General features: G+C 44.3%; 25 protein-coding genes and 1 pseudogene. 13 read left to right on the plus strand and 13 right to left on the minus strand.

The window, feature by feature from the left end:
* Nucleotides 1-9: 9 nt before the first annotated feature.
* Both thyA and lgt read right to left on the minus strand, forming a co-directional pair.
* Nucleotides 10-843 (minus strand): thymidylate synthase, encoded by an 834-nt coding sequence (gene thyA / locus ACZ5O6_RS11160; protein WP_447091480.1) that lies wholly within the window; start codon nt 841-843, stop codon nt 10-12.
* A gap of 8 nt (nt 844-851) precedes the next feature.
* Nucleotides 852-1,658: a prolipoprotein diacylglyceryl transferase gene (gene lgt, locus ACZ5O6_RS11165; protein ID WP_447091479.1), complete on the minus strand. Its 807-nt coding sequence runs from the start codon at nt 1,656-1,658 to the stop codon at nt 852-854.
* 210 nt (nt 1,659-1,868) lie between these two features.
* On the opposite strand from lgt, the gene ACZ5O6_RS11170 reads away from it, so the two are divergent.
* Nucleotides 1,869-2,774 (plus strand): NRDE family protein, encoded by a 906-nt coding sequence (locus tag ACZ5O6_RS11170; protein WP_447091478.1) that lies wholly within the window; start codon nt 1,869-1,871, stop codon nt 2,772-2,774.
* On the opposite strand, the pseudogene ptsP reads toward ACZ5O6_RS11170, so the two are convergent.
* Together ptsP and ACZ5O6_RS11180 are read right to left on the minus strand one after the other, a co-directional pair.
* Nucleotides 2,771-5,037 (minus strand): annotated as a pseudogene (gene ptsP, locus ACZ5O6_RS11175) (phosphoenolpyruvate--protein phosphotransferase). The gene ACZ5O6_RS11170 and the pseudogene ptsP sit on opposite strands and share 4 nt — an antisense overlap.
* 37 nt (nt 5,038-5,074) lie before the next feature.
* Nucleotides 5,075-5,590 (minus strand): RNA pyrophosphohydrolase, encoded by a 516-nt coding sequence (locus ACZ5O6_RS11180; protein WP_447091476.1) that lies wholly within the window; start codon nt 5,588-5,590, stop codon nt 5,075-5,077.
* Between the two features lie 224 nt (nt 5,591-5,814).
* On the opposite strand from ACZ5O6_RS11180, the gene ACZ5O6_RS11185 reads away from it, so the two are divergent.
* Nucleotides 5,815-6,489 (plus strand): histidinol-phosphatase, encoded by a 675-nt coding sequence (locus tag ACZ5O6_RS11185; protein ID WP_447091475.1) that lies wholly within the window; start codon nt 5,815-5,817, stop codon nt 6,487-6,489.
* Between the two features lie 53 nt (nt 6,490-6,542).
* Here ACZ5O6_RS11185 and gcvH read toward each other — a convergent pair whose 3' ends face one another.
* On the minus strand, nt 6,543-6,929 hold the full coding sequence (gene gcvH, locus ACZ5O6_RS11190) for a glycine cleavage system protein GcvH (protein WP_447091474.1): 387 nt from the start codon (nt 6,927-6,929) through the stop codon (nt 6,543-6,545).
* A 79-nt stretch (nt 6,930-7,008) separates the two neighbouring features.
* Nucleotides 7,009-7,704 (minus strand): DsbA family protein, encoded by a 696-nt coding sequence (locus tag ACZ5O6_RS11195; protein ID WP_447091473.1) that lies wholly within the window; start codon nt 7,702-7,704, stop codon nt 7,009-7,011.
* Between the two features lie 98 nt (nt 7,705-7,802).
* Between ACZ5O6_RS11195 and ACZ5O6_RS11200 the strand changes: the two genes are divergently transcribed.
* Nucleotides 7,803-8,369: a DNA-3-methyladenine glycosylase I gene (locus ACZ5O6_RS11200; protein WP_447091472.1), complete on the plus strand. Its 567-nt coding sequence runs from the start codon at nt 7,803-7,805 to the stop codon at nt 8,367-8,369.
* A gap of 119 nt (nt 8,370-8,488) precedes the next feature.
* On the opposite strand, the gene typA is transcribed toward ACZ5O6_RS11200, so the two are convergent.
* The gene (typA, locus tag ACZ5O6_RS11205) at nt 8,489-10,297 is read right to left on the minus strand and encodes a translational GTPase TypA (RefSeq protein ID WP_447091471.1); all 1,809 of its coding nucleotides are present in this window, start codon (nt 10,295-10,297) and stop codon (nt 8,489-8,491) included.
* Between the two features lie 303 nt (nt 10,298-10,600).
* Here typA and ACZ5O6_RS11210 point away from each other — a divergent pair, with 303 nt between their 5' ends.
* Genes ACZ5O6_RS11210 through ACZ5O6_RS11220 form a run of 3 tightly spaced genes read left to right on the plus strand, consistent with a single transcriptional unit; the run spans nt 10,601 to nt 13,669 of the window.
* Nucleotides 10,601-11,854: a glycosyltransferase family 39 protein gene (locus tag ACZ5O6_RS11210; protein WP_447091470.1), complete on the plus strand. Its 1,254-nt coding sequence runs from the start codon at nt 10,601-10,603 to the stop codon at nt 11,852-11,854.
* Nucleotides 11,835-13,277 carry a UbiA family prenyltransferase gene (locus ACZ5O6_RS11215; RefSeq protein WP_447091469.1) on the plus strand — a complete coding sequence of 481 codons (1,443 nt, stop codon included), beginning with the start codon at nt 11,835-11,837 and terminating at the stop codon, nt 13,275-13,277. The genes ACZ5O6_RS11210 and ACZ5O6_RS11215 overlap by 20 nt, the downstream gene beginning before the upstream one ends.
* A gap of 17 nt (nt 13,278-13,294) precedes the next feature.
* Nucleotides 13,295-13,669, plus strand: coding sequence for an EamA family transporter (locus ACZ5O6_RS11220; RefSeq protein ID WP_447091468.1), 375 nt, complete (start codon nt 13,295-13,297; stop codon nt 13,667-13,669).
* A 37-nt stretch (nt 13,670-13,706) separates the two neighbouring features.
* On the opposite strand, the gene ACZ5O6_RS11225 is transcribed toward ACZ5O6_RS11220, so the two are convergent.
* Nucleotides 13,707-14,168: a hypothetical protein gene (locus tag ACZ5O6_RS11225; protein WP_447091467.1), complete on the minus strand. Its 462-nt coding sequence runs from the start codon at nt 14,166-14,168 to the stop codon at nt 13,707-13,709.
* A 172-nt stretch (nt 14,169-14,340) separates the two neighbouring features.
* Here ACZ5O6_RS11225 and ACZ5O6_RS11230 point away from each other — a divergent pair, with 172 nt between their 5' ends.
* A complete protein-coding gene (locus tag ACZ5O6_RS11230) occupies nt 14,341-14,499 on the plus strand; it encodes a hypothetical protein (protein WP_447091466.1) in 159 nt (52 codons plus the stop codon).
* A gap of 148 nt (nt 14,500-14,647) precedes the next feature.
* On the opposite strand, the gene ACZ5O6_RS11235 is transcribed toward ACZ5O6_RS11230, so the two are convergent.
* Nucleotides 14,648-15,166, minus strand: coding sequence for a DUF501 domain-containing protein (locus ACZ5O6_RS11235; RefSeq protein WP_447091465.1), 519 nt, complete (start codon nt 15,164-15,166; stop codon nt 14,648-14,650).
* A 352-nt stretch (nt 15,167-15,518) separates the two neighbouring features.
* Between ACZ5O6_RS11235 and glnA the strand changes: the two genes are divergently transcribed.
* The 3 genes from glnA (at nt 15,519) to glnG (ending at nt 19,739) form a co-directional block, all read left to right on the plus strand.
* Nucleotides 15,519-16,925 carry a glutamate--ammonia ligase gene (gene glnA, locus ACZ5O6_RS11240; RefSeq protein ID WP_447091464.1) on the plus strand — a complete coding sequence of 469 codons (1,407 nt, stop codon included), beginning with the start codon at nt 15,519-15,521 and terminating at the stop codon, nt 16,923-16,925.
* Nucleotides 16,926-17,193: 268 nt separating this feature from the next.
* Nucleotides 17,194-18,267, plus strand: coding sequence for a nitrogen regulation protein NR(II) (glnL, locus tag ACZ5O6_RS11245; RefSeq protein ID WP_447091463.1), 1,074 nt, complete (start codon nt 17,194-17,196; stop codon nt 18,265-18,267).
* Entirely contained in the window at nt 18,264-19,739 is a 1,476-nt protein-coding gene (gene glnG / locus ACZ5O6_RS11250) for a nitrogen regulation protein NR(I) (protein WP_447091462.1), read from the plus strand. Before glnL ends, glnG begins: the two co-directional genes overlap by 4 nt.
* On the opposite strand, the gene ACZ5O6_RS11255 is transcribed toward glnG, so the two are convergent.
* The 4 genes from ACZ5O6_RS11255 to ACZ5O6_RS11270 form a co-directional block, all read right to left on the minus strand.
* On the minus strand, nt 19,720-20,613 hold the full coding sequence (locus tag ACZ5O6_RS11255) for an alpha/beta fold hydrolase (protein WP_447091461.1): 894 nt from the start codon (nt 20,611-20,613) through the stop codon (nt 19,720-19,722). The genes glnG and ACZ5O6_RS11255 overlap by 20 nt on opposite strands.
* Nucleotides 20,614-20,660: 47 nt before the next feature.
* A complete protein-coding gene (secB, locus tag ACZ5O6_RS11260; RefSeq protein ID WP_447091460.1) occupies nt 20,661-21,110 on the minus strand; it encodes a protein-export chaperone SecB in 450 nt (149 codons plus the stop codon).
* An 84-nt stretch (nt 21,111-21,194) separates the two neighbouring features.
* Nucleotides 21,195-21,443: a glutaredoxin 3 gene (gene grxC, locus ACZ5O6_RS11265; protein WP_447091459.1), complete on the minus strand. Its 249-nt coding sequence runs from the start codon at nt 21,441-21,443 to the stop codon at nt 21,195-21,197.
* Nucleotides 21,444-21,454: 11 nt separating this feature from the next.
* Complete coding sequence (locus ACZ5O6_RS11270) at nt 21,455-21,865, minus strand: rhodanese-like domain-containing protein (RefSeq protein WP_447091458.1); 411 nt, start codon at nt 21,863-21,865, stop codon at nt 21,455-21,457.
* 389 nt (nt 21,866-22,254) lie between these two features.
* On the opposite strand from ACZ5O6_RS11270, the gene ACZ5O6_RS11275 reads away from it, so the two are divergent.
* From ACZ5O6_RS11275 to ACZ5O6_RS11285, 3 genes are all read left to right on the plus strand, one after another.
* On the plus strand, nt 22,255-23,433 hold the full coding sequence (locus ACZ5O6_RS11275; RefSeq protein WP_447091457.1) for a murein hydrolase activator EnvC family protein: 1,179 nt from the start codon (nt 22,255-22,257) through the stop codon (nt 23,431-23,433).
* 98 nt (nt 23,434-23,531) lie between these two features.
* A complete protein-coding gene (locus ACZ5O6_RS11280) occupies nt 23,532-24,869 on the plus strand; it encodes a S41 family peptidase (protein WP_447091456.1) in 1,338 nt (445 codons plus the stop codon).
* Between the two features lie 2 nt (nt 24,870-24,871).
* A complete protein-coding gene (locus ACZ5O6_RS11285; RefSeq protein WP_447091455.1) occupies nt 24,872-25,882 on the plus strand; it encodes a divergent polysaccharide deacetylase family protein in 1,011 nt (336 codons plus the stop codon).
* Nucleotides 25,883-25,964: the final 82 nt, after the last annotated feature.

Raw genomic sequence — 25,964 nt, forward strand, 5'->3', positions numbered from 1 at the left:
TGATGGTACTTATATAGCGACAGGGGCTTTTATACTAGGATGAGGCTCATAGCCTTCGAGTACAAAATCCTCAAAGGTATAATCATAAATTGATTCAGGTTTACGCTTAAATGTTAATTTCGGCAGTGATTTAGGCTGACGCTCTAACTGTGTTTTCACTTGCTCGATATGATTGGAATATATGTGTGAATCGCCCGTTGTTACAATTACCTCCCCCACATCTAAATCACATTGCTGAGCTAACATATGAACCAGCAGTGCCAAGCTTGCCGTGTTGTAAGGCAAACCTAAAAATGAATCTGAGCTGCGGATATAGAGTTGTGCAGACAAACGGTTATCCGCAACATAAAACTGATAAAGTAAATGACAAGGTGGCAATGCCATACGCCCCTGTTCAACATTCGCTTGCGGGCTTATTGATTCATCCGGTAAGTATTCTACATTCCATCCATGAAATAAAATTCGTCGACTGTCTGGATTGTTTTTCAAACAATTAACCACGTAATCTATTTGATTAATACTGCCGCCGTCTTTGGTTGGCCATGCTGTCCACTGTTTCCCGTAAAGCGGGCCAAGATCACCATTATCATCAGCCCACTCGTCCCATATAGACACACCATTATCTTTCAACCACTGCGTATTCGTGTCACCGTTTAAAAACCAAATCAACTCATTGGCAATGCTTTTAAAATGTAGTTTTTTTGTCGTCAATAAAGGAAAGCCATCTTGTAAATTATGGCGATACTGGCGGCCAAATACAGACAAAGTACCAGTACCGGTACGATCACCTTTTTGCGTGCCGTGAGTAAGAATATCATCTAATAAATCGAGATAGGCTTTCATGATTAATCCTAGGACTGATGGTTTTTTGTTTTATAGTGCGCTACGTATACCCAAACTAAAACAGCAATACCGACAACGATCATTGGTATGGTGAGTAACTGGCCTCGTGTCATCCAGCCAAAAATAAGCGTTTGAATATGATCATCTGGCTGGCGGACAAATTCAACAGCAAAACGAAATAGGCCATAAAAAATCAGGAAAACAGAGCCAACGGCCAAACGTGGGCGAGGTTTACGTGAAAACCAATAAACAATAACAAAAAGAACAAAGCCTTCGAGAAAGGCTTGATACAACTGAGAAGGATGTCTCACCAATTGTTCAGGGTCGCGTGGAAATATCATTCCCCAAGAGACATTTGTAGCGCGCCCCCATAGCTCTTGGCCAATAAAGTTACCTAAGCGCCCAAAGCCTAAACCTAAAGGTACCAGCGGCGCAACAAAATCTAAGGTCGCAAAAAAAGAAGCCTTGGTGCGACGACAATAAAGTAAAATGGCAACAATCACACCCAGTAAACCGCCGTGAAATGACATGCCCCCTTCCCAAACTCGAAACAACCACAAAGGGTCGCCCATCCAAGTTTCGAAATTGTAGAACATCACATAACCAAAGCGACCGCCTAAAACCACCCCCATCGCACCGTAGACAATAAGATCTTCAACCTGCGAAGGCTTTAAAGGGGAGTCGATACGCGCAGCGCGCTTATAGGCCAGCATCCAAGCGGTCGCAAAGGCCAGCAGGTACATAATACCGTACCAATGAATATCAAGAGGGCCGACAGAAATGGCAACAGGGTCGATCGCGGGATAAGTTAACATAAAGATAGCCGATGAGTTTTCCCGCTACGTTACGATATTAAACGAGCAAGAAAATATAAAATCAATGAATTTTGGCATCATACCATAGAGAATAGCTCTATCGCATACCTCATATTGCAGGCCTCTCTGCATACCGATAAGCCTTCTTAGACGTTATATTCTTACACTCCAATAGTTATTTCCTTATTAAGGTACTCATTGCGGAACTTCGTGATTGCTCCGTTATCGAAGTTGACCTATATTCTCGACCTTCCTGAATACCATCACCATCAACAAGCCTGGATTTTTATGTGTCTTATTGTTTTTTCTTATCAACCGCATTCAGCAATGCCATTGTTGTTAGCTGCAAATAGGGATGAGTTTTTTGTCCGGCCTACAGCGCCAGCCACTTATTGGGAAGACTCTCCTCAGGTATTCGCAGGGCGTGATCTTGTTGCACAAGGCACATGGTTAGGCATTACTACAAAAGGGCGATTTGCCGCTATAACGAATGTACGTGAACCCTCGGTGACGGTTAATAATCCACTCTCTCGAGGTGATTTAACACGGGAGTTTTTAGAAAGCGACTGCCGTCCAGAGGACTACCTCAATGCTATCGCATCCTCACAATCTCGTTACTGTGGCTTTAATTTATTGCTTGGGCAATTAGGCGAACAACAGAATCAAACACAAGATGAGCTTTGGTACTTCAGCAACCGAGGTGGCGAGCCTCAACGCTTACAAGCAGGGACCTACGGCCTTAGCAATCACTTACTCGACAGCCCTTGGCCAAAAGTCACTGCGGGTAAGCACTTTATTGATGACCTACAAAAACAAGCGACATTCAGCGAGGCAAATACCGAACAACGCCATGGCATGCTACGCACATTTTTAGAAGATACTAAAATGGCCAACGATGATGAATTGCCAAAAACTGGCGTGAGTTACGAGCGCGAAAAAGCGCTATCGGCGGCCTTTATTACACTACCGGATTACGGCACGAGAACGTCAACAGCATTATCCATTCAGCACAACACCATCGCGTTTAGTGAAAAGAGCTACCGCCTTGATGTTAGCAAGCTCATACCCAACACCCAAGACTATAACTATCAAGAATGGCCACTTACACCCGACTAATGCGTTGGCTGAAGACCTTGGGGACGATCACGAATACCAATTTTCTTGAGTGCAATATCAACATACTGCGCTACCGTTTCCGCATCGGTTAGCTTCATCACACTCGCCAACAAGGCCTCAGCTTGCTCTAAACTGGTCGCTCTAAGCACTGATTTAACACGCGGTAAATTAGTGGAGTTCATCGACAACACATCGTAACCCATGGCCATCAGTAGCATCGAAGCCCCTGGGTCACCGGCCATTTCACCACAAATACTCACTGGTGTACCTTCGCTATGAGCAGCCGTAACAACCGACTGTAAAGCACGCAAAACCGCGGGATGATAAGCGTTATACAAACCAGCAACTCGAGGGTTATTACGATCGACGGCCAATAGATACTGAGTTAAGTCGTTGCTACCTACTGACAAAAAATCAGCTCGTGCAGCAAGCTCTTTTGCTTGATACACCGCTGCTGGCACCTCGATCATGACGCCAATAGGTGGTAATTTGACACTAAACCCTTCTTCGAGCAACTCGCTATGTGCCCGATGAATCAACTGCTGCGATGCCTCAAGTTCAGATATATGGCTAATCATCGGCAACATAATGCGAAGGTTATCTAAGCCTTGAGAAGCGCGCATCATTGCACGCACTTGCGCCATAAATATCTCAGGGTGATCCAACGTCACTCGAATGCCACGCCACCCTAGAAAAGGGTTGGCCTCGTCGATAGGAAAATAATTAAGCGCCTTATCACCCCCAACATCTAAGGTACGCATGGTCACTGGGTGAGGCGCAAAAGCTGCGAGCTGCTCTCGGTATATTTTTCGCTGATCTTCTTCGGTAGGAAAGCGGTCACGCAACAAAAAGGGAACTTCTGTACGATACAAGCCGACCCCTTCGGCACCACGCTCGATAGAACGCATAACATCAGCCATTAAGCCGGTGTTTACCCAAAGAGGTACACGGTGATGATCTTGTGTTTCAGCCGGTAGATCGCGCAAAGACTCATAGTGTTTAGAAATTTCTTGGTCTTCATGAATAAGCGCGGTAAATTCTCTCAGCACTTCATCGCTAGGGTTAAAATAAGTATTTCCCCGGTACCCATCAACAATAGCCACTTTGCCGTCGAGCTGAGTAAAAGGCAAATCAACAGCGCCCATCACAGTAGGAATACCCATTGCACGCGCCAATATGGCAACATGCGAGCTACTAGAACCTTTAACCGATACCAAACCTAGCAGCTTATCTTTAGGCACTTCACCCAAGATAGACGCTGTCAGTTCGTCGCCAATCAAGATGGTGTTTTCAGGATAGATTTTTTCTTGAGTCGACGATTGCTGCTGTAAGTACCCAAGAACACGACTGCCTAAATCCCGCACATCCGCGGCGCGCTCACGCAAATAAGGATCATGCATACTGGCAAAAGTATTGGCGTGCTGCAAAATAACCCGGCTCCACGCATAGGGGGCAACCACTCCCTTTTTAATCGCATCGGTGACTTCACGCCCCAACGACTTATCGTCTAGCATGGCTAAATACGCATCGAAAAGACCACGCTCTTCTGCACTCAAGCGGTGACTGAGTTTTTTGCCTAAAGCTTTAATATCATCTCGCACAGAGCTGAGTGATGTATCGAAAAAAGCCAGCTCTTTATCAACATTGGCACATAGCTGATAAGCAACACTGCTCAAATCTGACTGAGGTGATAAAACGACAGCCGTACCAATCGCAATACCCGGCGAACCGGCGACGCCTTTAAAGCGCAGATCACAATCGGTTTCATCAATTTCTGCAGCGCCATAAATGGCTTCTGTATGGGCGATAATGCCGGACAATTGTGCGGATAGCGTGACGAGAAACGCTCTTCATTATCATCGAAGCGACGACGATGAGACTGTTGAACAGTCAGTACTCCAAGGACTTCTCTCTGATGAACAATAGGCACGCCGAGAAATGAGGTAAAACGCTCTTCGCCGGTTTCAGGAAAATAAACATACTTAGAATGCCCTTCAGCATTTTCTAAGTTGATCGGTTCTCCACGCTTGGCAACATAACCGACCAGCCCTTCATTCAGGCTCATTTTCACAAAGCCTACCGACTCTTGCAAAAGTCCTTCGGTTGCACGAAGTACAAAGTCATTTTGCGCATCACGTAGATAAATTGAGCACACCTGCGTATGCATGGTAGTACGAATGCGCTGCACAATAATTTCCATCGCCATGTGTAGGCTAGGCGCGGAATTGACTTCTTGAGTAATGGCTCGTAGAGAATCTAACATGTGTAATTATCGGGTCGCTTTATTCTTATCACTCTTATTATTGCGGCTCATGCGCAGTATTTTCATACGCCACCTCAAGATGGCTATGTGCAGGAGCCAGCTCTTTCAAAGCCCGCTGGTATACATTTCGCTTAAAGTCGATCACTTGATTCAGCGGATACCAATAACTTACCCACTCCCAGTGATCAAACTCTATTGTATTCGTGCTAGTCAACGATATAGCACTATCGCTTTCTAGTAATTCAAGCAAGTACCACTTTTGCTTCTGCCCTATACAAAGAGGGAGCTGATGTTCACGCACAAACTGCTTCGGCAAGTCATACGTTAACCAACCCGAGGTTGATGCTACTATACGAACTTGAGCGGGCAGCAAACCCACCTCTTCATGTAACTCACGATACATTGCTTGTTCGGGTGTTTCACCCTCATCAATGCCACCCTGAGGAAACTGCCACGCATTCGCACCACCCACTCTACGCGCCCACAGAACTTGGCCTTGGTGATTACTAATAATAATGCCTACATTGGCGCGATATCCATTTTCGTCAATCATATCTTTCCTCTAACAACAGATTTGATGACCATTCCTTAGCAATCAAAAAACGTATAATCTCTTATGAATCAAAGAATTATAATTAACTCATCATTCTATCAATGGCTTTACTGTACCACAGTTTCACATTAAGATTGCCGCTAAAGCATACCCATAATTGACTCTCGTTCGCATTTTTCACCAATCTCTTCACCAAAAGTGACATAGCTCACAATAGGATATTTATGAAGCTCGCTATTTTTGACCTAGACCACACACTACTCGCCGGAGATAGTGACTATGCTTGGGGGAATTTTTTAGTTGATGAGGGGGTTGTTGACGCAGCATACTATCAACAGAAAAACGACGAGTTTTATCAGCAATACCAAAGTAAAACACTCGATATCTTCGCGTATCAAGCCTTCGTACTTGAACCATTAAAAATCATGCCGCCAGAAAAACGACAACAACTACAACACATGTTTATGGAATCCGTTATCAAGCCGTTACGTCAACAAAAGGCGGATGAACTCATAGCCTCTCATAAAAAAAATAACGACGAATTACTCGTCATTACGGCCACCAACCACTTTATTGCCGCACCGATTGTGGAAAGCATGGGAATTAATCATATTTTGGCGACAGACCCAGAGGTGGTTAATAACCAGTTCACTGGAAAAATCAGTGGTACGCCTTGTTTCCAAGAGGGAAAAATAACTCGACTACAGCATTGGCTGACTCAGCAAGAATCGCTATCTCAACGTGTCTTTGAACATACAACATTTTATAGTGATTCTATCAATGACGCGCCACTACTGGATTATGTCGACACCGCCATTGCGGTTGATCCCGATGACAACTTGAGGTGCTTAGCCAAAGAAAAGCATTGGCCAATTATCAGCCTACGAAACAGAAAATAAGAATAAGAACGACCCGCTCATCTTGTAACGGGTCAAATAGCCACGTTTATTATTTAATCTTCAACGCTTGCCGCGTAAGCATCAGCATCTAATGCATCGGCTAGTTCATCCAAACTGCTTGGCTGAACTTTGAAAAACCAGCCATCATCGTAGGGAGAGCTATTCACCGTCTCAGGCTCATCTTCTAGCTGCTCATTAACAGCAATCACCTGACCAGAGACAGGCGAATAAATATCTGATGCCGCCTTCACTGACTCAACAACACCTGCCTGATCACCCGCTGACACATCTGAGCCAACTTCAGGTGCTTCTACATAGACTACGTCACCCAAGCTTGACTGCGCATTATCAGAAATACCCACAGTCACAGTGCCATCTTCTTCTACACGCGCCCATTCATGAGAGGGTAAATATTTTAATTCGCTACGGACTTCACTCATTGCGTTTGTACCTTTGATTATCAAATTAATTTATGGGTTTATTCTAGCTTGTCTTTTCAGGATATTACAGACGAAGCGGCTATATTTTTTGCACATCCGAGGCATGCAAACATGCTGTTATGATCCGTAAACTCACATCAGGATCATTATAATCAATGCTAATATTGAGATATTCTATAACATCGATGCTGCTGCCTTGATAGGCCAATACAAGACTCGGGAAACCAGAAGCCCCTGAGCGCTCAGACAGTTGACGGTAATGCAAAAGGTGCGACTGTAACATGCCCTCAATCTCTTCGCTTATCAGCGCTTTTTCAAACTCATTACAATCCAAGCCTACTTGCTGCGCACAATGTATCAAGGTATCGGCATCTGACGGGTTTCTAGAATGAAAATAATAAGCCTGCTGAATAGCTAGTATCATCGCCTCTTCCGCGCCCGGGCTTTCTTGTTTCGCGGCGAGTACCGCACGACAAGCAGGGTATGTTGAGCGACGCGGCGAACAAATACGCCAAAACTCATAATTGAACGCCGTATTTGGAATTACTCGTTGGATATGAGCCCAAGTGGCCTCCAATGTCGCCTGCATCTCCGCCGGCATTGGCACATCAGAATCAGGCGCCAAGCCACCCACAATATATTCCACCGCTAACTGCGGAAACTGTTCCGTCACCCCTTGGCGAATACTCTCCCATACTGGACGAAATCCCCAGCACCAACTGCACATCGGATCGTGAATATAGTAAAGGGTTGGCGTTTTGTGCGTCATACTCATAATGACCTCTAATTTATCTTCTACTAATGATGTTGCTAACCATAGAGCTAAGCCTCTACAATCTCAATGGCGAGATAGTAAATTAAAGGCCAAACAATATGAATCCACAACAGCGATGCTCTTGGTGCGGTACCGACCCTCTTTATGTTGAATATCACGACAATGAGTGGGGTATTCCTAAAAAAGATGATCAAGAACTTTTTGAATTATTATTGCTAGAAGGGGCTCAAGCGGGACTATCTTGGATAACCATTTTAAAAAAACGTGAAAATTACCGTGAAGCGTTTGACAATTTTGATGCAAAAAAAATGGAATCTTATACACAAGAAAAATACGATGCTTTATTGCAAAACGCCGGCATTATTCGCAACAAACTAAAAGTTCACGCCTTTAGCAAAAATGCTCGCGCTTATTTGGCGATTAAAGAAAGCGGAATAAGCTTTTCAGAATTTTTATGGCAATTTACTGACCACACGGTGATAAAGAACGCATGGGAAACATTAGCAGATATCCCCACCTCTACACCCGAGTCTGAAGCAATGAGTAAGGCCTTAAAAAAAGCGGGATTCTCGTTTGTTGGACCAACTATTTGCTATGCATTTATGCAATCTTCTGGAATGGTTAACGACCATACAACAGATTGTTTCAAGTATACCCAATCATAAAAAGTCACGGCTGCCCTACTAGTTTTAAGAGGATAAGCATGATGAAAGGTAAAAAAATACCGAGACAATGCTCGGTATTTTTAAGAACTAAAAACGTATAAAAAAGTGCGGATAAATGGTTATTTCTTCGCGCGCTTACGTTCGTTTTCGGTCAGTAGTTTTTTTCGTAAACGAATACTTTCTGGCGTTACTTCGACAAGCTCGTCGTCTTCAATAAACTCCAAAGCCTGCTCTAGTGTATGCTTTACTGGCGGCGACAATGTTAATGCTTCATCGGTACCCGACGCACGTACATTAGTCAGCTGCTTACCTTTGCTAGGGTTAACAGCCAAATCATTATCGCGGGCGTGCAAGCCAATAATTTGGCCTTCGTACACATCAACTGCATGACCTAAAAATAAACGACCACGGCTTTGCAGGTTGAACAATGAATAAGCCGCTGTCTTACCTTTGACCATAGACACCATCACACCATTCTGGCGACTGGTAACATCACCGTCCTTAACTGGGCCATAGTGATCGAAAACACTGGTCATGATGCCAGAGCCAGACGTTAAAGTAAGGAATAAGCCACGGAAACCAATCAAACCACGAGAAGGCACAACAAACTCAAGTTTAGTGCGGCCTTTGCCGTCAGGTTCCATATTTGTCAGCTCGCCCTTACGCAAGCCTAACTCTTCCATGATTGATCCCTGATGCTCGTCTTCAACATCAATAACCACGCTTTCAAACGGCTCCTGAATCACACCGTCAACTTCTCGCTGCACTACTTCTGGACGAGAAACACCAATTTCAAAACCTTCACGACGCATGGTTTCGATCAATACTGACAAATGCAATTCACCACGGCCGGATACTTTAAATTTATCCGCCGTCTCACCCTGCTCAACGCGTAAGGCAACATTGTGAATTAACTCTTGATCTAGACGCTCTTTAATATTGCGTGACGTCACGTACTTGCCTTCTAAACCGGCAAAAGGTGAATCGTTCACACTAAAAGTCATACTTACTGTTGGCTCATCAACCGATAGCGCCGGCAATGCTTCAACGCGATCAGGATCACACAAGGTATCTGAAATACTTAGGCCGTCAATACCGTTAATACAAACAATATCACCAGCTTTGGCTTGTTCAACATCGACACGGTCAAGACCTAAGTAACCCTTCACGTTAAGCACTTTGCCTTTACGCTCATCACCACTCGCTTGCTTAATAATCACTTGCTGATTGGCTTTTAATTTACCGCGAGTAATGCGACCGACACCGATAACGCCAACATAGCTGTCGTAATCGAGTGCAGAAATTTGCATTTGGAACTCACCCTCAGGGTCAACATCTGGCGTTGGCACTTTTTCAGTGATCATTTGAAAGAGCGGCGTCATATCATCGGCTAACTCATCGGCATCTAAGCCCGCGATGCCATTTAATGCTGATGCATAAATAATAGGGAAGTCGAGTTGCTCATCGGTTGCACCTAGACGATCAAACAAATCGAATACTTGATCAACCACCCAATCAGGACGTGCACCCGGGCGGTCAACTTTGTTAATCACAACAATAGGCTTTAAACCTTGTTCGAAGGCTTTCGAGGTCACGAAACGCGTTTGAGGCATTGGGCCATCAACAGCATCAACCAGCAACAACACAGAATCAACCATCGATAGCACACGCTCTACCTCACCACCGAAGTCGGCGTGTCCAGGGGTATCCACGATGTTAATGTGATAGTCATTCCATTCAATCGCTGTATTTTTTGCCAGAATAGTAATGCCGCGCTCTTTTTCTTGGTCGTTCGAGTCCATTACGCGTTCGGAATCTTGGTCTTTGCGCTCAAGCGTGCCCGACTGGCTTAACAATTTATCAACAAGGGTGGTTTTACCATGATCGACGTGCGCGATAATGGCGATATTACGGAGTTTTTCAATCACTGGATAATTCTCAGGTAGGGTTATATAGGCGTTAGATGATCTCTATGCCATGTTAGGTAGTCTTTGAAATGACAAATAAAGGCGCGGAGTATACCGGTGATTAGTTGAGCACGCCAGTATCGGCCTAAATTTAGCGCAAATCTGATAAAACGCTCTGTTATAGCGGCAAGCCACGGTAAGACAAACCATTGATTAATCATGCATTGATTTGACTAAGCCTATGGCACACACCATAATTTGATTAGTCTTTCGAAAAGCAATAAATAATGCCACACGCGCTAGCAACCCACCGACATCTAGAATATGACAAACCATCACTCCATCTTTCAGCAACTGTCTATCACCCATATCTGTGTCTTGGCGGTGGGTCTACGTATTGCATGGGCATTATTAGTTCCTGTTATTCCCATGTCAGACAGCGCAGCCTACGATACGTTTGCACTTAACATTTGGCAGCACGGTACTTACGGATGGACACCTGAGCGCCCTACCGCCTTTTGGCCAGTAGGCACCTCCGCTATTTATAGCTTGCTATATATGTTGTTTGGACATAATTATTTACCCATAATCATCGTCAACATTGGTTGCACATTAGCTATTATTGTACTGACACGCGCTCTTTGCGATCGCTTTTTCTCACACCCCAGTATCGGATTAGTCAGCGCACTGTTAATCGCGTTATGGCCAACGCTCATCTTCTATACCACCGTGCTGGCAAGTGAGTTACCTTACATGGCAGTATTAATGGGTGCGTTTTACCTGCTAACAACGCCATCACCCAACATCATAAAACTAGGCTTATCATCAGGCATATTATTTGCGATCGCTTACTACATACGCCCTCTTGCTATCGTGACGCTATTTATTGCAGCGTTCTACCTATGCATACAAGGCACATCCATTCGCATTTGGCTGCCTCGTTCACTGTTATCACTGATTATGCTGGCTCTACTTGTATCACCGTGGGCTCATAGAAATTACGAGCTTTATAATGCTTTTGTGCCGATGTCGACGAATGGCGGGGTCACACTATGGATGGGCAATCATCCTGGCACCGACGGTAGTTATGCCCCAGTACCTGAACGCTTTGCCGATGTGGATGAATACACACGCAACCAGACACTCAAGCAAGAAGCTATCGATCATATCAAAGCAGAACCCGTAACCTTTATCACTCGCACTATCAAAAAGTTTTTTCAATTTCATTTACGTGAAACCATTGGCGTAGGCTGGAATGAAAAAGGTATTCAGCAAGCCTTAGGTGATTGGGCGCTCATGCCTTTAAAATTGGTGGCTCAATCGTATTGGAGCATAATTTTGTTGGCAGCACTTGCGGGTATCATCATCATGATTATCCAACAAGGCTTTTGGCATACCGCGTTCCACCCTTTCATTTTGTTATGGGCAAGCTCTGCAGGCATTCATGCCATTATTGTTTCTCAAGACAGGTATCATATTCCCATTATTCCGATGGTAACGGCATTTGCCGTTTATGCTGGCCACTACATCAATTCCAAATGGGCCAAGGGAGTAGCTAATGACTCAACCAGTGAATAACTGCGTGCTCGCCGTTGACCTTGACGGCAGTTTAATTAGCACCGACTTACTCCATGAAAGCATTATTCAATTACTGTTCACGAAGCCATGGCTAATCCTTTGCCTACCCTTTTGGCTATCAAAAGGAAAAGCCTATCTCAAAGAGTGTTTACATAACCATGTTCAGTTAGATACCGAGCACCTACCTTGGAATCATGAACTCATCACCTACCTAGAAGCACAATATAGCCAAGGTAGAGAAATCGTACTTTGTACCGGCTCGTGGCATGCCTTAGCTACACAGGTAGCCGAACGCTTTGATTTTTTTACCGCATGCTTTGGAACAACAGCGAATATTAATTTAACCGGTGAAAAAAAGGCGACATTTTTAATCGATAAATACGGAGAAAAAGGATTCAGCTACGTCGGTAATGAAGCCAAGGATCTTATCGTATGGCGCCATTCAAGCAGTGCCATCGTTATTAATCGAAAAGAAAAATTACACCAACAAGCCGCTAAAGAGTGTGCCATCGAACATTCGATTATTAACCACAGCAACCTATCTCTTCGCTCATTTTTAAAACAGATCCGCATTCATCAGTGGGTCAAAAACAGTTTAATTTTTGTTCCTTTAGTCACGTCACATCAATTATCGGACCCTAGGCTATTAGCTCTTGCCGCACTCGCTTTTATCGCCTTTGGACTTTGCGCCTCGGCAACTTACATTATTAACGATTTATCCGACCTTAAGTCTGATAGAAAAAATATCAAGAAACGTTATAGACCTATGGCAGCAGGTGAAATATCTATCCCGCAGGGAATTTTTCTCGCTAGCTTTATGCTCGGAGGGTCACTACTCGTTGCGACTCAAGTTAACACATGGTTTTTAAATGCCTTACTGTTATATACCGCCATTACACTGGCTTATAGCTTTAAACTTAAACGACTGCAATCGATGGATATTACTGTGTTGGCCGGACTATTTACGCTGCGCATTATTGCAGGCGCAGCGGCTGTCGAAGTCGTCCCGTCTTTTTGGCTCCTTGCATTCTCCATGTTTATCTTTTTATGCCTAGCAATCATAAAACGACTTTCAGAAATAATTAATAACCAAGAGCGCTACACTGAAGACACCAAGCTGAGTGGGAGAGGCTATTATATCGGCGATTTGCAAGTACTTATGAGTTTGGCCACAGCAGCTGGGATGCTATCGGTACTGGTATTTGCAATGTATATCAACAGCCCTGAAACTGTTGCGCTATATAGTGAACCTTATGCTCTTTGGCTGATATGCCCACTATTTGCCTATTGGATTATCCGTATCATTATTATGGCCTCTAGAGGTCAAGTCGATGAAGATCCCATTCTGTTCGCCATTAAAGATAGTCGCAGTTGGGTTACCGGCGCACTAATATTATTTATTATTTTTATTTCTAGTATTTGAGACAAGGCCAACGATACATGACTCACTTTCAGCTCGCCGTTATTCTCGTCACTGTCTCACTTTCTGCATTCGCACAGCTACTATTTAAACTAGGGATGGACAAGCTAAGCAAAGAAAATATTGAGTTGACGAGTAGCATCTATTCCATATTTCAGGCGCTAATTTCACCTTTTGTATTATCAGGGCTCATTGTTTATGCCGTGAGTGTTATTGCATGGCTGTGGGTATTGTCAAAAGTTGACCTGTCGATCGCCTATCCTTTTGTTGGCATTAGCTTTATTTTTACATTATTCATAGGCATTCTCTTGCTCAATGAGTCAATCAATAGTTACAAAATAGCCGGCACTATAATGATTGCGATAGGTTGTTTTTTGGTCTCCAAGTCGTCATAAAACGATCTGCTCACGCAGCAAGCGAGCAACGTAATAATCACAACCCAATAAAGTTGGTATCATCTCTTTTAGACACTTCTGACTTACCATCACCCTGCTCTAAAAACTCTATTTGAGACACCGACCCATCCACTGAGGCAATATAGCAAGTGACATAAAAAACACTAGTGCCTGTTCGGCGACTTTCATCACGAAAAACATCTAATTGATAAAACAATTTGAAATCACCGCTGCTTTTATCATAACGGCCAGAACGCTCATTGTTTGCGATAGAACTAAGTTGGCGGCCATATTTTTCTCGAATTTGTTGATTGCAAATTTTTTCAGCGTCAACAATATCACCAACGGGCTTACCGGGTTTTTTAGCGATAGTTTCCACATCTAACGTCCCGGTTGCCATCAAAGTGACGCCAGCAGAAATAGCAACAAGCAATAGCAATATAATCACTAGACCGATAATTTGCAGTAACACACTATTCTTTTTTTGTTTCTTTTTCACAGCACACTCTTTTCGTCGGATACACAAAGGGCTCTCAAACGTATCCTGCAGGCGCTAATTCACTTTATTACCACCTAACAGGCTCGCCTCTTAAGTGTAGCGAAAATTTGGGAGTTCGCTTAGACACTACGTAAATAGACAGCATCACTGCAGCCCCGTTAACTTTTAAAACATGGATTCGCTGTTTATGGGTGTGGCCTTCACCAGCATGAATGCTGATGTAGAGCTTACATGGACGTACTCGCAGCGTGCTACAGCCATAAACAACGAATCCATGTCTGGCACTGAGTTGTCTGCTAAGTTGAAACGCTGGAAATCAGATAAATACTAACCTACCTGACAATAGGAAAAGTTTTAATGGGGCAGCAGTGAGACCGCATATAAGAATGGTAGGAATAAATATAAGCCCCCCCTAAACAGTAAAAATATCGAGCAACACCCAGCTTTCATACCATGTACAACTAACCAGCCAGTTTCAACTAGGGCATGTGTGAAAAAGTGATCTCTCTAGAGCGCCAATAATCATCTAACATTTGGCCGACCGTATTAGGCGTTACAAGGTGAGCTGCATAATAGGTATGTAAACAACGAATACGCTGGAAGTCAGCAATGCCGCCAATTCCCCGCTCGTTAAGCACCGACTCATAGCCTAAACGCTGAATCGCTTGCTGCTGCTCAGAAGAAAAGAAAGACTGACGCAAGGCAATGTATCGCTGATGGTCTTCGGTCATCGCCATTTGCAAATCGGCACGGCCATCAACCGTCGCTTGTAAATCAGCAATTAAGCCGCGCGCTTCCACCTGATCAATCGCATAATTAATACGCTTATCTATTAGCCAAAACAGTGTAGGAAATGGCTTATCATTAACTAAAGGCGCGACACGTATAACGACTGGCACACCACTATTATCGCGCACAGCAACATCTTCTAGGCCTCGCGGCTCACGCCCTAGCAAGGATTCTATCGTTGCAATATCATCTTCTGAGACGGCCATCATTCAACCTCTTTGTCTTGTTGACTAGTCATAGGGTCGCGCATATTACTGTAATTGAATGGCGATGGGGAGCTCTACACAACGACACCTCCTAACAGGCAGGCTTTCCACTATCAAAAACTATTCGTTCGCACCAAAATAAAACATAAAGACAGAAATTGCATTATTTTGGTGCAAAAAACATTCGTATTGCCTACACTGATGCCAATAAGCTCGCGATAGCGGGGCTTTTAGGCAAATATAAAATTGGCACTCTAATTGCTAATCAAGCATGACTAAAGATGGTGCATACGACAAGTCCACCATCTTATTAAACACTTTTACAGACTAACAGCCCCATTTGGAGGAAATATCAATGTCGGACACCACGGTTAATCTTATCGCAGAAAACGAAGCTCGATGGGTCGATCTACGCTTTACCGATACTAAAGGTAAAGAACATCACGTCACTATCCCTGCTTCGGATGTCGATGATGATTTTTTTGAAGAAGGCAAAATGTTCGACGGCTCTTCAATTTCTGGCTGGAAAGGTATCAATGAATCAGACATGATTTTAATGCCCGATGCTGACTCTGCCATCATTGACCCATTTACCGATGAAGTGACTGTTATCATTCGTTGCAGTATTGTTGAACCAACGACGGGCGAAGGCTATAGCCGAGACCCACGCTCGATTGCACAACGTGCAGAAGCCTATCTAACCGCTACAGGCTTAGGTGATACCGCTCTATTTGGCCCAGAACCTGAGTTCTTCGTATTTGACGATGTGAAGTGGAATACTGATATGTCAGGCTCATTCTACAAAATCAACTCAGAAGAAGCGGCTTGGTCATCAGATGCTTCTTTACCTGCTGGCAATATGGGCCACCGCCCGGGTGTCAAAGGCGGTTACTTCCCTGTACCTCCGGTTGATTCGCTACACGAAGTACGTGGCGCTATGTGTAATGCTATGGAAGCAATGGGCCTTGCTATTGAAGTACACCATCACGAAGTCGCAACTGCCGGCCAATGTGAAATCGGTGTCGGCGCAAACACGCTCACCAAAAAAGCAGATGAAGTGCAAATCCTTAAATACTGCGTACATAATGTGGCGCACGCCTATGGTAAAACAGCGACATTTATGCCAAAACCTGTTGTTGGCGATAACGGAAGTGGTATGCACGTACACATGTCGTTTTCAAAAGACGGCACTAACCAATTTGCAGGTGATGCATATTCTGGCCTGAGCGACATGGCACTGCATTACATTGGCGGCATCATTAAACACGCCAAGGCGCTCAATGCATTTTGTAATGCATCAACCAACTCGTATAAGCGTTTAGTTCCTGGTTTCGAAGCACCGGTTATCCTCGCTTATTCCGCTCGCAACCGTTCAGCATCTATCCGTATTCCTTATGTGACGTCACCAAAGGCAAGACGTGTGGAAACTCGCTTCCCTGACCCAACAGCTAACCCATACTTGGCATTTTCTGCATTATTGATGGCAGGCCTTGACGGAATCAAAAACCAAATTCACCCTGGTGACGCTGCCGATAAAGACCTTTATGACTTACCTGCTGAAGAGCTTGCGCAATATCCTACCGTTTGTGAAAGCCTAGGCGAAGCGCTTGACGCATTAGATCAAGATCGCGACTTTTTAACCGCGGGCGGTGTATTCGATAACGACATGATCGATGCTTATATCGCATTAAAGAAAGAGGAAGTTGAGCGTCTCAACATGACCACTCACCCTGTTGAGTTCGACATGTACTACAGCCTATAAAATGGCTTAGTGGGGCGACGATGTATTGCCTCACGTTTACTGCATTAGCAGTATTAGGTTACACACTAAAGCCTCGTTTAACGGGGCTTTTTTATCTTCAACTAAGTAATCATTGATACCTTATGAGAACATCATTCTTGCACCACAATAGTGCAAGCAACATTAACCGGATAAACTAGAGCCGATTCAATATAAAATGGCATAACAATAACCACTACGACTATGCCATTTTATATTGAATCACCCTCTATGTACTTAGCAGTGCACTATGAGCCAAATTCATAACTACAGAGTTCTATTCGACAACTTAACCAGTGCCGTTATCGTATTAGATAAATCACTCGTGGTTATTGAGGCCAATACGTCTGCCGAATCGCTTTTATCTATTAGCTCCAAACAGATGGTGAACCGTCACATATCGGACTGCTTTTATGAGTCCGATACGGCACTTGATAAAATCCATGATGCACTTAAAAGCGGCAGGCAATACACAAAAAGAAAAGTAAGTTGGTGCTTACATACTAACGAGCGTATCACCGTCGACTATACTGTCACACCCACCAATCATAATCAGCAGTTACTGGTAGAGATTCAACCACTCGACCGCCTATTACGCATCAGCCGCGAAGAAGCTTTTCTCGCCTCACAAGAAACCACCAAAAATCTCGTCCGCGGCGTTGCCCATGAAGTTAAAAATCCTTTGGGGGGTATCCGAGGCGCGGCTCAGCTCCTTGAAGCTGAGCTTCCTGATGAGGAGCTCAAAGAATACACACGCATTATTATTACCGAAACTGACCGGCTCCGCAGCCTCGTCGATCGTATGTTAGGCCCACGACAAAACATTGCTCAACAACCGGTCAACATCCATCAAGTGTTAGAGCATGTACTGGCTATAATCAGTGCAGAAGTTGGCGAGCGTATCCAACTAAGCCGACAGTACGATCCCAGCATTCCTGAATTTTTGGGCGATAGTGATATGTTAATTCAAGCCATACTCAATATTGTACGTAATAGTGTGCAGGCTCTGTCAGAACACCAAAGTGCGCTACCTCCGGCCATTAACATATACACCCGCGTCTATCGACAATTTACCATTGGGCGAACTCACCATCCTCTTGTCGCCAATATTGATATTGAAGATAACGGGCCGGGCATTCCTAAAGAGCTGATCAACGATATTTTTTACCCAATGATTTCAGGCCGGGCTGAAGGGACAGGCCTCGGACTTGCTATTGCACAACAATTAATCACACAGCATAAGGGCTTAATTGAATGTCGTTGTGACGAAGGTAAAACTATTTTTTCACTCTACATTCCTCTACCTATAGGGCAGGCGCGATGAATTACTCACCGGAAACACTTTGGGTTATTGATGACGACAATTCAATTCGATGGGTACTCGAAAAAGCATTCACCAAAGAAAGTATTCATGTCGTGACATTTGCAGATGGAAGCCAAGCACTTCAAGCGCTTAACCAAGCCGATCAGACGCAACCAACCGCTATTATCAGTGATGTAAGAATGCCGGGAGGTACCGACGGGCTCGACCTACTCAACGCCATACAAAGCGCTTTCGCCCATATTCCCGTCATTATCATGACCGCACATTCTGATCTTGAAAGTGCTGTATCAGCCTATCAAGGCGGTGCATTTGAGTATCTACCCAAGCCGTTTGATATGCATGAAGCCGTTGCTGTCGTACGGCGCGCCTTTGCTCACGCACACGAGATAAAACAAGCAGAAGCCGTGAGCAACGATAACAACGGTACAGAGGCGATACCCGAAACCACTGAAATCATTGGCGAAGCACCCGCCATGCAGGAGGTATTTCGCGCTATTGGTCGGCTATCGCAATCAACCATCACTGTATTAATTAATGGCGAATCTGGAACCGGCAAAGAGCTAGTCGCTCATGCATTACATCGACATAGCCCCAGAAAAAACAATACCTTTATTCCACTCAATATGGCGGCCATTCCGAAAGATCTCATTGAATCAGAGCTGTTTGGGCATGAGAAAGGCGCTTTCACAGGGGCAACCACTATGCGCCCCGGACGCTTCGAACAAGCCGACGGCGGCACGCTTTTTCTCGACGAAATTGGTGATATGCCCGCCGATACGCAAACACGCTTATTACGCGTACTCGCGAACGGTGAGTTTTATCGTGTGGGCGGTCACACACCGATTACAGTTGATGTGCGTATTATCGCTGCCACGCATCAAAACCTTGAATCGTTGGTCGCAGAAAACCGCTTCAGAGAAGATTTATTTCACCGACTAAACGTCATTCGCATTCATCTGCCCACGTTGGCGCATCGACGTGAAGACATTCCAAAACTCGCACAGCACTTCTTTAACGAAGCCGCGGCCGACTTATCTGTCGAGCCCAAAGTATTATTGCAAGAGACCGAAGATTATTTAGGCAAACTGGAATGGCCGGGTAATGTCAGGCAGCTTGAAAATACCTGTCGGTGGGTGACGGTGATGGGCTCGGGTAGAGAGGTACATATTAGCGATTTACCCCCGGAAATGCTGGCTCAAGAATCCGCCTCCTCTCACGCTAGCGAGGACTGGCAAGAGAACTTACGTGCATGGGCGGAGAAATCTATCAAACAAGGCGAAACAAACATTCTGCAACAAGCCAATCGAGCTTTTGAGCGCACACTGATTAATACCGCTCTGGAATATACATCGGGCAGAAAACGCGACGCGGCGTTGTTATTAGGCTGGGGAAGAAATACTTTAACGCGAAAATTAAAAGAGCTCGATATAGATACTCAAACACCGGAAATGATTAATCACGCCGCCGAATAAGAGACAACATACTTGCCGCCCATTTTTCGACATCTTTGGGCCGCGTCATAGGAAATAAATGGCCTTCATTATCGAGCGTAATGGTCGTCGTTATTTCTGAAGGCAATGTACGTGCAGCATAATCAATATTTTCAGGATAAACTAATTCATCGGCCGTTCCTTGCACAACAAATGTCACTGCTTGCAACGCAGACCAACGCTGACTCATTTGCATAATATTATCTTCTAATGCAAAAATTTCTTGATTGGCTTTATACAAGCGATCACCAATTACCCACGATGAAAAAGGCAGGCGCGCGATATAATTAAACCACCGAGGATGCGCCAAGGCAGGATCAAGTGTACCGGCAAACAACAGTAAACCATCCACCAGCTTAGGAAAATCTATCGCTATTTGAGGAGCTAGTGACGCCCCCAAAGAGTGCCCCATAAGAACAATGGGCTGCTGGCTTTCGCTTTTTAATTGGCTAAGTAATTGGGCAATAATCATAGCTTGCTGAGAAAAGTCAGCATAAGTCAGATCATCACCCAAGATGGACTCTCCCCACCCCGGTCGATCTATCACCACTACGCGATAAGCAGCCAATAATGATTCATTAAATAAATAACGGGAATATTGCCGCCAATCACCCGGTGTACCATGAATAATGATCAACGTAGGCTTTTGAATCTCGCCATTAATGACGTAATGCAAAACATGGTCATCAACATTCAAATAATGATGCTGAATATCCGGATTTTCACGAAGCACTTGCTGGGTAATTTCTTCTTGCTGCTGAAAAACTTCTCGGCTAGAACAGCCCTGCAGTAAAAAAACAACCAGCGCAACAAAGGTTAATATCGTTCTAGAAAGCATGAATAAATGACTCATCATACTTGTTCTCTGCTCGCCCCTAATGACAAACAGAAAACAAGTACTAATTAATGTGCTTTATTTTTCTGCTCTTCTAAGGCTTGTGCATACAAGGCTTCGAAATTAATGGGCGGCAACATTAACGGCGGGAACGTCGCTTTAGACAATGCACTATCAATAGTTTCGCGAGCATAAGGAAATAATACTTGCGGGCAAACGGTATTTAACACGCGCGCCAAGTCTTGCCCTTCAATCCCTTTAATCGCGAATAAACCCGCTTGCTGTATTTCTACTAAAAAGATCGTTTTATCATTAAGAGAAGCTGTAATAGTCAACTTCAATACTGTTTCATAAATATCATCATTAATTTTATTAATTTCTGATGCCAAATCTTGATTAATCGTAGGTTGATCAGTAATAGTAAACGCTTCAGGCCCCATTGGGTTTTCCAATGAAAGATCTTTGGTATAAATACGCTGAATTAAAAATTGCTGTTCTACTGGTTTTTCTTCCGCCATGACTTTTTATTCCTAAAGGGTATTAATTTATGTGGTAAAAATGGCCTAGGACAGGTTCGAAAACTGCCCCATAGACCGTTAGGCTCAACGTAACAAAGCGTCTAACTTGCCGGATCGATGAAGCGCGTACAGGTCATCACAACCGCCAACATGCTTATCATTAATCCAAATTTGTGGCACTGTGCGCTGACCGCTTTTTGACATCATCTCCTGCCGCAAAGCAGCATCATGATCGACGGCAATCTCTTTATAGGTGACATTGTTTTGTTCCAATAAATGCTTAGCACGCACACAGAAAGGGCAAAACTGTGTGGTATAGATAACAACTGACATTTAACAATTCCTTATTTAACTAGCGGTAGATTGTCTTGCTTCCACTCAGTAATACCGCCACTCAAACGTGCAACAGTAAACTCATTAGCTTCCAGTGTTTTTACCACTGCTGCGGAGTGCTGCCCCATTTTATCTACGACAATAATCTTTTTTTGCCGATGCTTTTCTAGCACTTTTACGCTATCTGCTATTTTAGCGTGAGGAATATGAATGGCGTTAACAATATGACCATCATCAAACTCCTTAGTTTCACGTACATCGACAATAACCGCATCATCTTTATTAACCGCACCAACCACTTGCAGACAGCTGAGTTTTTCGCCGCCTTTAGAGCCTTCATGTCGAATCAATAAAAATATGACCGCTGTTAAAGCAATAATAATCACAAATTGCTGTTGAGCAAAAACGATAATATCTTCCACACATAACTCCTAATCTATAACGCAGGATGAGACTGCAAGCAGCCATAAAAATGATAATGCTCATTAAGCCGCAGCCAGAGGAGAACCTACCGACTGCAAATGGCGGACAATTATACACAAGATCTTAACAATGAAACGCTAAATTGCAGGTTTCTCCTTCTCTTTTAGCGCTATATGAAGAGACCAAAGATATGTTTATACCCGCTTAGTACTCATACATAACCTCTTCATAGATAAAGGTCACCAACAATAGAACCACTACAGGGTAAAAGGGATTATTTAACAACTTTTATGACTCCATCTACACAAGCCGTGACGCTTCTTGTTATGATGGCCTGAAATTATTTACGACCTGAAATTATTTACTATTAAGTTACTGGGCGTCTACTGTGCTGTCATCCCTCAATCATTTCCTATTACGCATTCGTCATTGCACTTGGCTGATCAGCCTAGGAGTATTAGTTGCCTATAGCGCAGAGTTGCGATCAGAAACTGAAGCTGAATATCAACAGCGTTTACAAGCACTATCTGAGACGATAGAAACATTACAGAATGAATTGCGCTCCACGAAAAGCGATAAAGACAAGCTACAGACATCTTTGCGCGCTTCCGAAGAGAAGCAAGCCGAGCTGTCAAAGAAAATTATACGTATTAAGGAGGCATTGGCTCGCGAAAAAAAGCAACTAACCCAGCTACAACGCCAACGCGTTGAGCTGGACAAGGCTAAAGACCAGCAACAACAGGGAATAGACCTCAGCCTGAGACAAGCCTATAAAATGGGGCAGCATAGCCAACTGAAGCTGTTACTTAACCAAGAAGCCGTCACACAAACGGGCCGCCTAAGCCGCTACCATCAATACATTGTAGAGGCACGACAAACAGCGATTGTTCACTATAACTCGACACTCAATCAATTAAGTACAATAGAGCAAAAGATTCAGGCCTCATCAAAGCAACTAGCCCAGCAGCAACAATCACTCGACAAGCAACAACACACCCTCCGCTCAACACAAAAACAGCGACTGAGCGTGATGAAAAAAATACAACAATCGCTTTCTAATCAAAGTAAACAACTATCTAAACTCAACGCCGACCAACAACGCCTACAAGCGCTCCTTGATGAGGCGACCAAAGCATTATCAAATCTTAGCCTCCCAGAAAATACCACGCCCTTTAAACAATTACGCGGCCAACTTCCCTACCCCACTCAAGGAAAAGTCTTACAGGCCTATGGCAAACCACAATTTGGCGGTAAACTAAAACGCAACGGCGTATTGATTGGCAACGCTATGGGGGCAGATGTTGTTGCTGTCCATTATGGTAGGGTCATTTTTGCCGATTATTTACGAGGGCATGGGTTGCTACTCATCATTGATCACGGTGATGGTTATATGAGCTTATACGGCCATAATGAAGCATTACTTAAAGCGGTAGGAGAATGGGTTACGGCGGGTGAAAAAATTGCCACTGTCGGTAACAGCGGCGGGCAAACCCAAGTTGGTTTGTATTTTGAAATACGCCGTAAAGGAACGCCAATCAACCCGCAACCGTGGCTAGCACGTAATTAATAAAACAGACATTATACAACTCGTGGGACATACTACTAAAACCCTATCCCACGGCATAAAAACAACAGCACTCGCTATCAATGCTTAAGAGGTTTTGAATGTATCAATCGCTCGCGCTATCACTGGTCACAACTATTGGCCTCACGCTCTCTGGGTTTAGTTTTGCGCAAACTAAACCTGCAGAGGTTCCCGCAGCCATCACCTCAGATACATCCAACGCAACACTCAGCAACGATATACCCTTAAAAGAACTACGCCTTTTTACACGTATTTTTGACCACATACGCCGTGCCTATGTTGAACCTATTAGTGACCAAGAGCTATTAGAGAACGCCATAAAGGGCATGCTTGGCGAGATGGATCCACACTCCGCTTATCTTGACGCCTCATCTTTTGAACAACTACAAGAATCAACCAAAGGGGAGTTTACCGGTATCGGCATTGAAATGGGTAGCGAAGATGGCTTTATTAAAGTCATTGCCCCCATTGATGGCACACCTGCCGCAAGAGCCGGGCTTCAAGCCGGTGATATTATTGTAAAGGTCGATCAAGAATCGGTCCAAGGCCTATCGGTTAGCGAAGCAGCTAAACGTATTCGCGGCCCGATTGGTTCCCCCGTAGAATTCACCATTATTCGAGCGGGAATAGAAAAGCCGCTTAACATTACGATCGTCAGAGACACTATAAAATCACTCAGCATTCGCCAACGGGTGATTGATGAGCATATTGCCTACATACGCATTGCGCAGTTTCAGTCTGCCACAGGCACCGACTTTATCGCCGCACTGCAAAAGCTACGTAACGACACGCCTGAATTGAATGGCCTCATCATCGACTTACGCAATAATCCCGGTGGCATACTGCAGTCTTCGGTGCAGGTCGTTGATGCATTAATCAATGAAGGCACCATCGTTTATACCCAAGGCCGCTTGGAAAGCAGTAATATCAGTTATAGCGCAACCTCAGGTGATAATTCCGGAGACCTGCCTGTAGTGGTGTTAATTAATGGTGGCTCGGCATCGGCTTCAGAAATTGTCGCCGGCGCACTGCAAGACCATCGACGTGCCGTCATCATGGGGACACGCAGTTTTGGTAAAGGCTCGGTACAAACCATTTTACCGGTTGGCGATAAAAAGGGCATTAAACTCACAACGGCACGCTATTTCACCCCCAAAGGCCGCTCTATTCAGGCTCAGGGGATTGAACCCGATATTATTGTCGAGCCCGCTACCATTACCGCCATAAAAACCGGAGACCGAGTTACCGAGGCAAGTCTTGGCGGCCATTTAAAAAACACCGAGAAAAACGACAAGGGCGATAAAAACAAGGAACCTTCTAACAATAAGGACGAAGCACTCACACAAGATAATCAATTGTTTGAAGCGATTAACTTATTAAAAGGCCTCGCGATATTAACACCGCGCAACGACACGTAACGATGTCACTTGCTGCACTGATTATTGATCGCCCAACTCAATCGTGGGCGACACTTCATTTCTTACACTACTGTATTATCCAGATAGCCATCCTCTATGGCCTAGCATTTACTAGCTCAGCCTATGCAGACATCAATATTTATAGCATTGACGAGACCTATAACATCGTCACGCCTAGCACACTAGCCGCGCCCCTAAGACAAACGATACCTATTCCTCTGATTGACAATATTGTCAAACCTCTTGAGGCGCCAATAAAAGATATTCAAAGCAAACCGTATGACGGTATAGATGTCGCTATTATTATCGATGATATCGGCTACAACTATACCCAAGGATTGCAAGCCATTCAGCTTCCGGGCGACATCACCTACGCCATCATCCCTCATAGCCCTAAAGCCGACTTTTTCGCAGAAAAAGCCATGCAACTACACAAGGAAATTATGCTGCATGCGCCGATGAGCACCATCAACCATGCACCGATAGGCAAACATGGTCTCAGTGAATTATTAGGGGAGGAACGTTTTAAATCGACACTACAAACCGCGTTATCATCTCTGCCTAACGCCAAAGGCCTAAACAATCACATGGGTAGCTTATTAACACAGAAAGACCAACCCATGACATGGGTCATGGAGGCATTAAAAGAGCGACAACTCTATTTTGTTGATAGCCGAACAACGGCAAAAAGTATTGCTTGGAATATCGCTCAAAAACATGGGATTCCTGCGCTTAAGCGAGATGTATTCTTAGATCATGAGCCCAATACCGCTTTCATACACAAACAATTTCAATCGCTTATCCGTATCGCTAAACAACAAGGTTATGCGGTAGCTATTGCACACCCTTATCCCGAAACCATAGCGTATTTACAAACAAATCTTTCTACACTGTCATTGCACAATATCAACCTTGTCACCGCTTCTACACTGGCCAAACGTGTATCACTCAGTAAAATGTCACCTAAAATCGCAAAATCTGTGACACCCATCACACAAAAAGTCACACAATAATCCATTTCATACTCTATAGTTATGAAGTTAGATTAGGCCGGCCTTAATGCCGATCTTTTGCCGTTAGCAAAAAGTAGATATA

This window comes from Eionea flava (assembly GCF_055393785.1).

Coding starts and splice junctions, on each gene's coding strand:
- glnG (WP_447091462.1), top strand. CDS start 18,264: ATGAATTACTCACCGGAAACACTTTGGGTTATTGATGACGACAATTCA.
- secB (WP_447091460.1), bottom strand. CDS start 21,110: ATGGCGGAAGAAAAACCAGTAGAACAGCAATTTTTAATTCAGCGTATT.
- grxC (WP_447091459.1), bottom strand. CDS start 21,443: ATGTCAGTTGTTATCTATACCACACAGTTTTGCCCTTTCTGTGTGCGT.
- ACZ5O6_RS11185 (WP_447091475.1), top strand. CDS start 5,815: ATGAAGCTCGCTATTTTTGACCTAGACCACACACTACTCGCCGGAGAT.
- ACZ5O6_RS11215 (WP_447091469.1), top strand. CDS start 11,835: ATGACTCAACCAGTGAATAACTGCGTGCTCGCCGTTGACCTTGACGGC.
- glnL (WP_447091463.1), top strand. CDS start 17,194: ATGAGCCAAATTCATAACTACAGAGTTCTATTCGACAACTTAACCAGT.
- ACZ5O6_RS11220 (WP_447091468.1), top strand. CDS start 13,295: ATGACTCACTTTCAGCTCGCCGTTATTCTCGTCACTGTCTCACTTTCT.
- glnA (WP_447091464.1), top strand. CDS start 15,519: ATGTCGGACACCACGGTTAATCTTATCGCAGAAAACGAAGCTCGATGG.
- ACZ5O6_RS11210 (WP_447091470.1), top strand. CDS start 10,601: ATGACAAACCATCACTCCATCTTTCAGCAACTGTCTATCACCCATATC.
- ACZ5O6_RS11180 (WP_447091476.1), bottom strand. CDS start 5,590: ATGATTGACGAAAATGGATATCGCGCCAATGTAGGCATTATTATTAGT.
- thyA (WP_447091480.1), bottom strand. CDS start 843: ATGAAAGCCTATCTCGATTTATTAGATGATATTCTTACTCACGGCACG.
- ACZ5O6_RS11235 (WP_447091465.1), bottom strand. CDS start 15,166: ATGATGGCCGTCTCAGAAGATGATATTGCAACGATAGAATCCTTGCTA.
- gcvH (WP_447091474.1), bottom strand. CDS start 6,929: ATGAGTGAAGTCCGTAGCGAATTAAAATATTTACCCTCTCATGAATGG.
- ACZ5O6_RS11200 (WP_447091472.1), top strand. CDS start 7,803: ATGAATCCACAACAGCGATGCTCTTGGTGCGGTACCGACCCTCTTTAT.
- lgt (WP_447091479.1), bottom strand. CDS start 1,658: ATGTTAACTTATCCCGCGATCGACCCTGTTGCCATTTCTGTCGGCCCT.
- ACZ5O6_RS11285 (WP_447091455.1), top strand. CDS start 24,872: ATGTCACTTGCTGCACTGATTATTGATCGCCCAACTCAATCGTGGGCG.
- ACZ5O6_RS11195 (WP_447091473.1), bottom strand. CDS start 7,704: ATGAGTATGACGCACAAAACGCCAACCCTTTACTATATTCACGATCCG.
- ACZ5O6_RS11230 (WP_447091466.1), top strand. CDS start 14,341: ATGGATTCGCTGTTTATGGGTGTGGCCTTCACCAGCATGAATGCTGAT.
- ACZ5O6_RS11280 (WP_447091456.1), top strand. CDS start 23,532: ATGTATCAATCGCTCGCGCTATCACTGGTCACAACTATTGGCCTCACG.
- ACZ5O6_RS11255 (WP_447091461.1), bottom strand. CDS start 20,613: ATGATGAGTCATTTATTCATGCTTTCTAGAACGATATTAACCTTTGTT.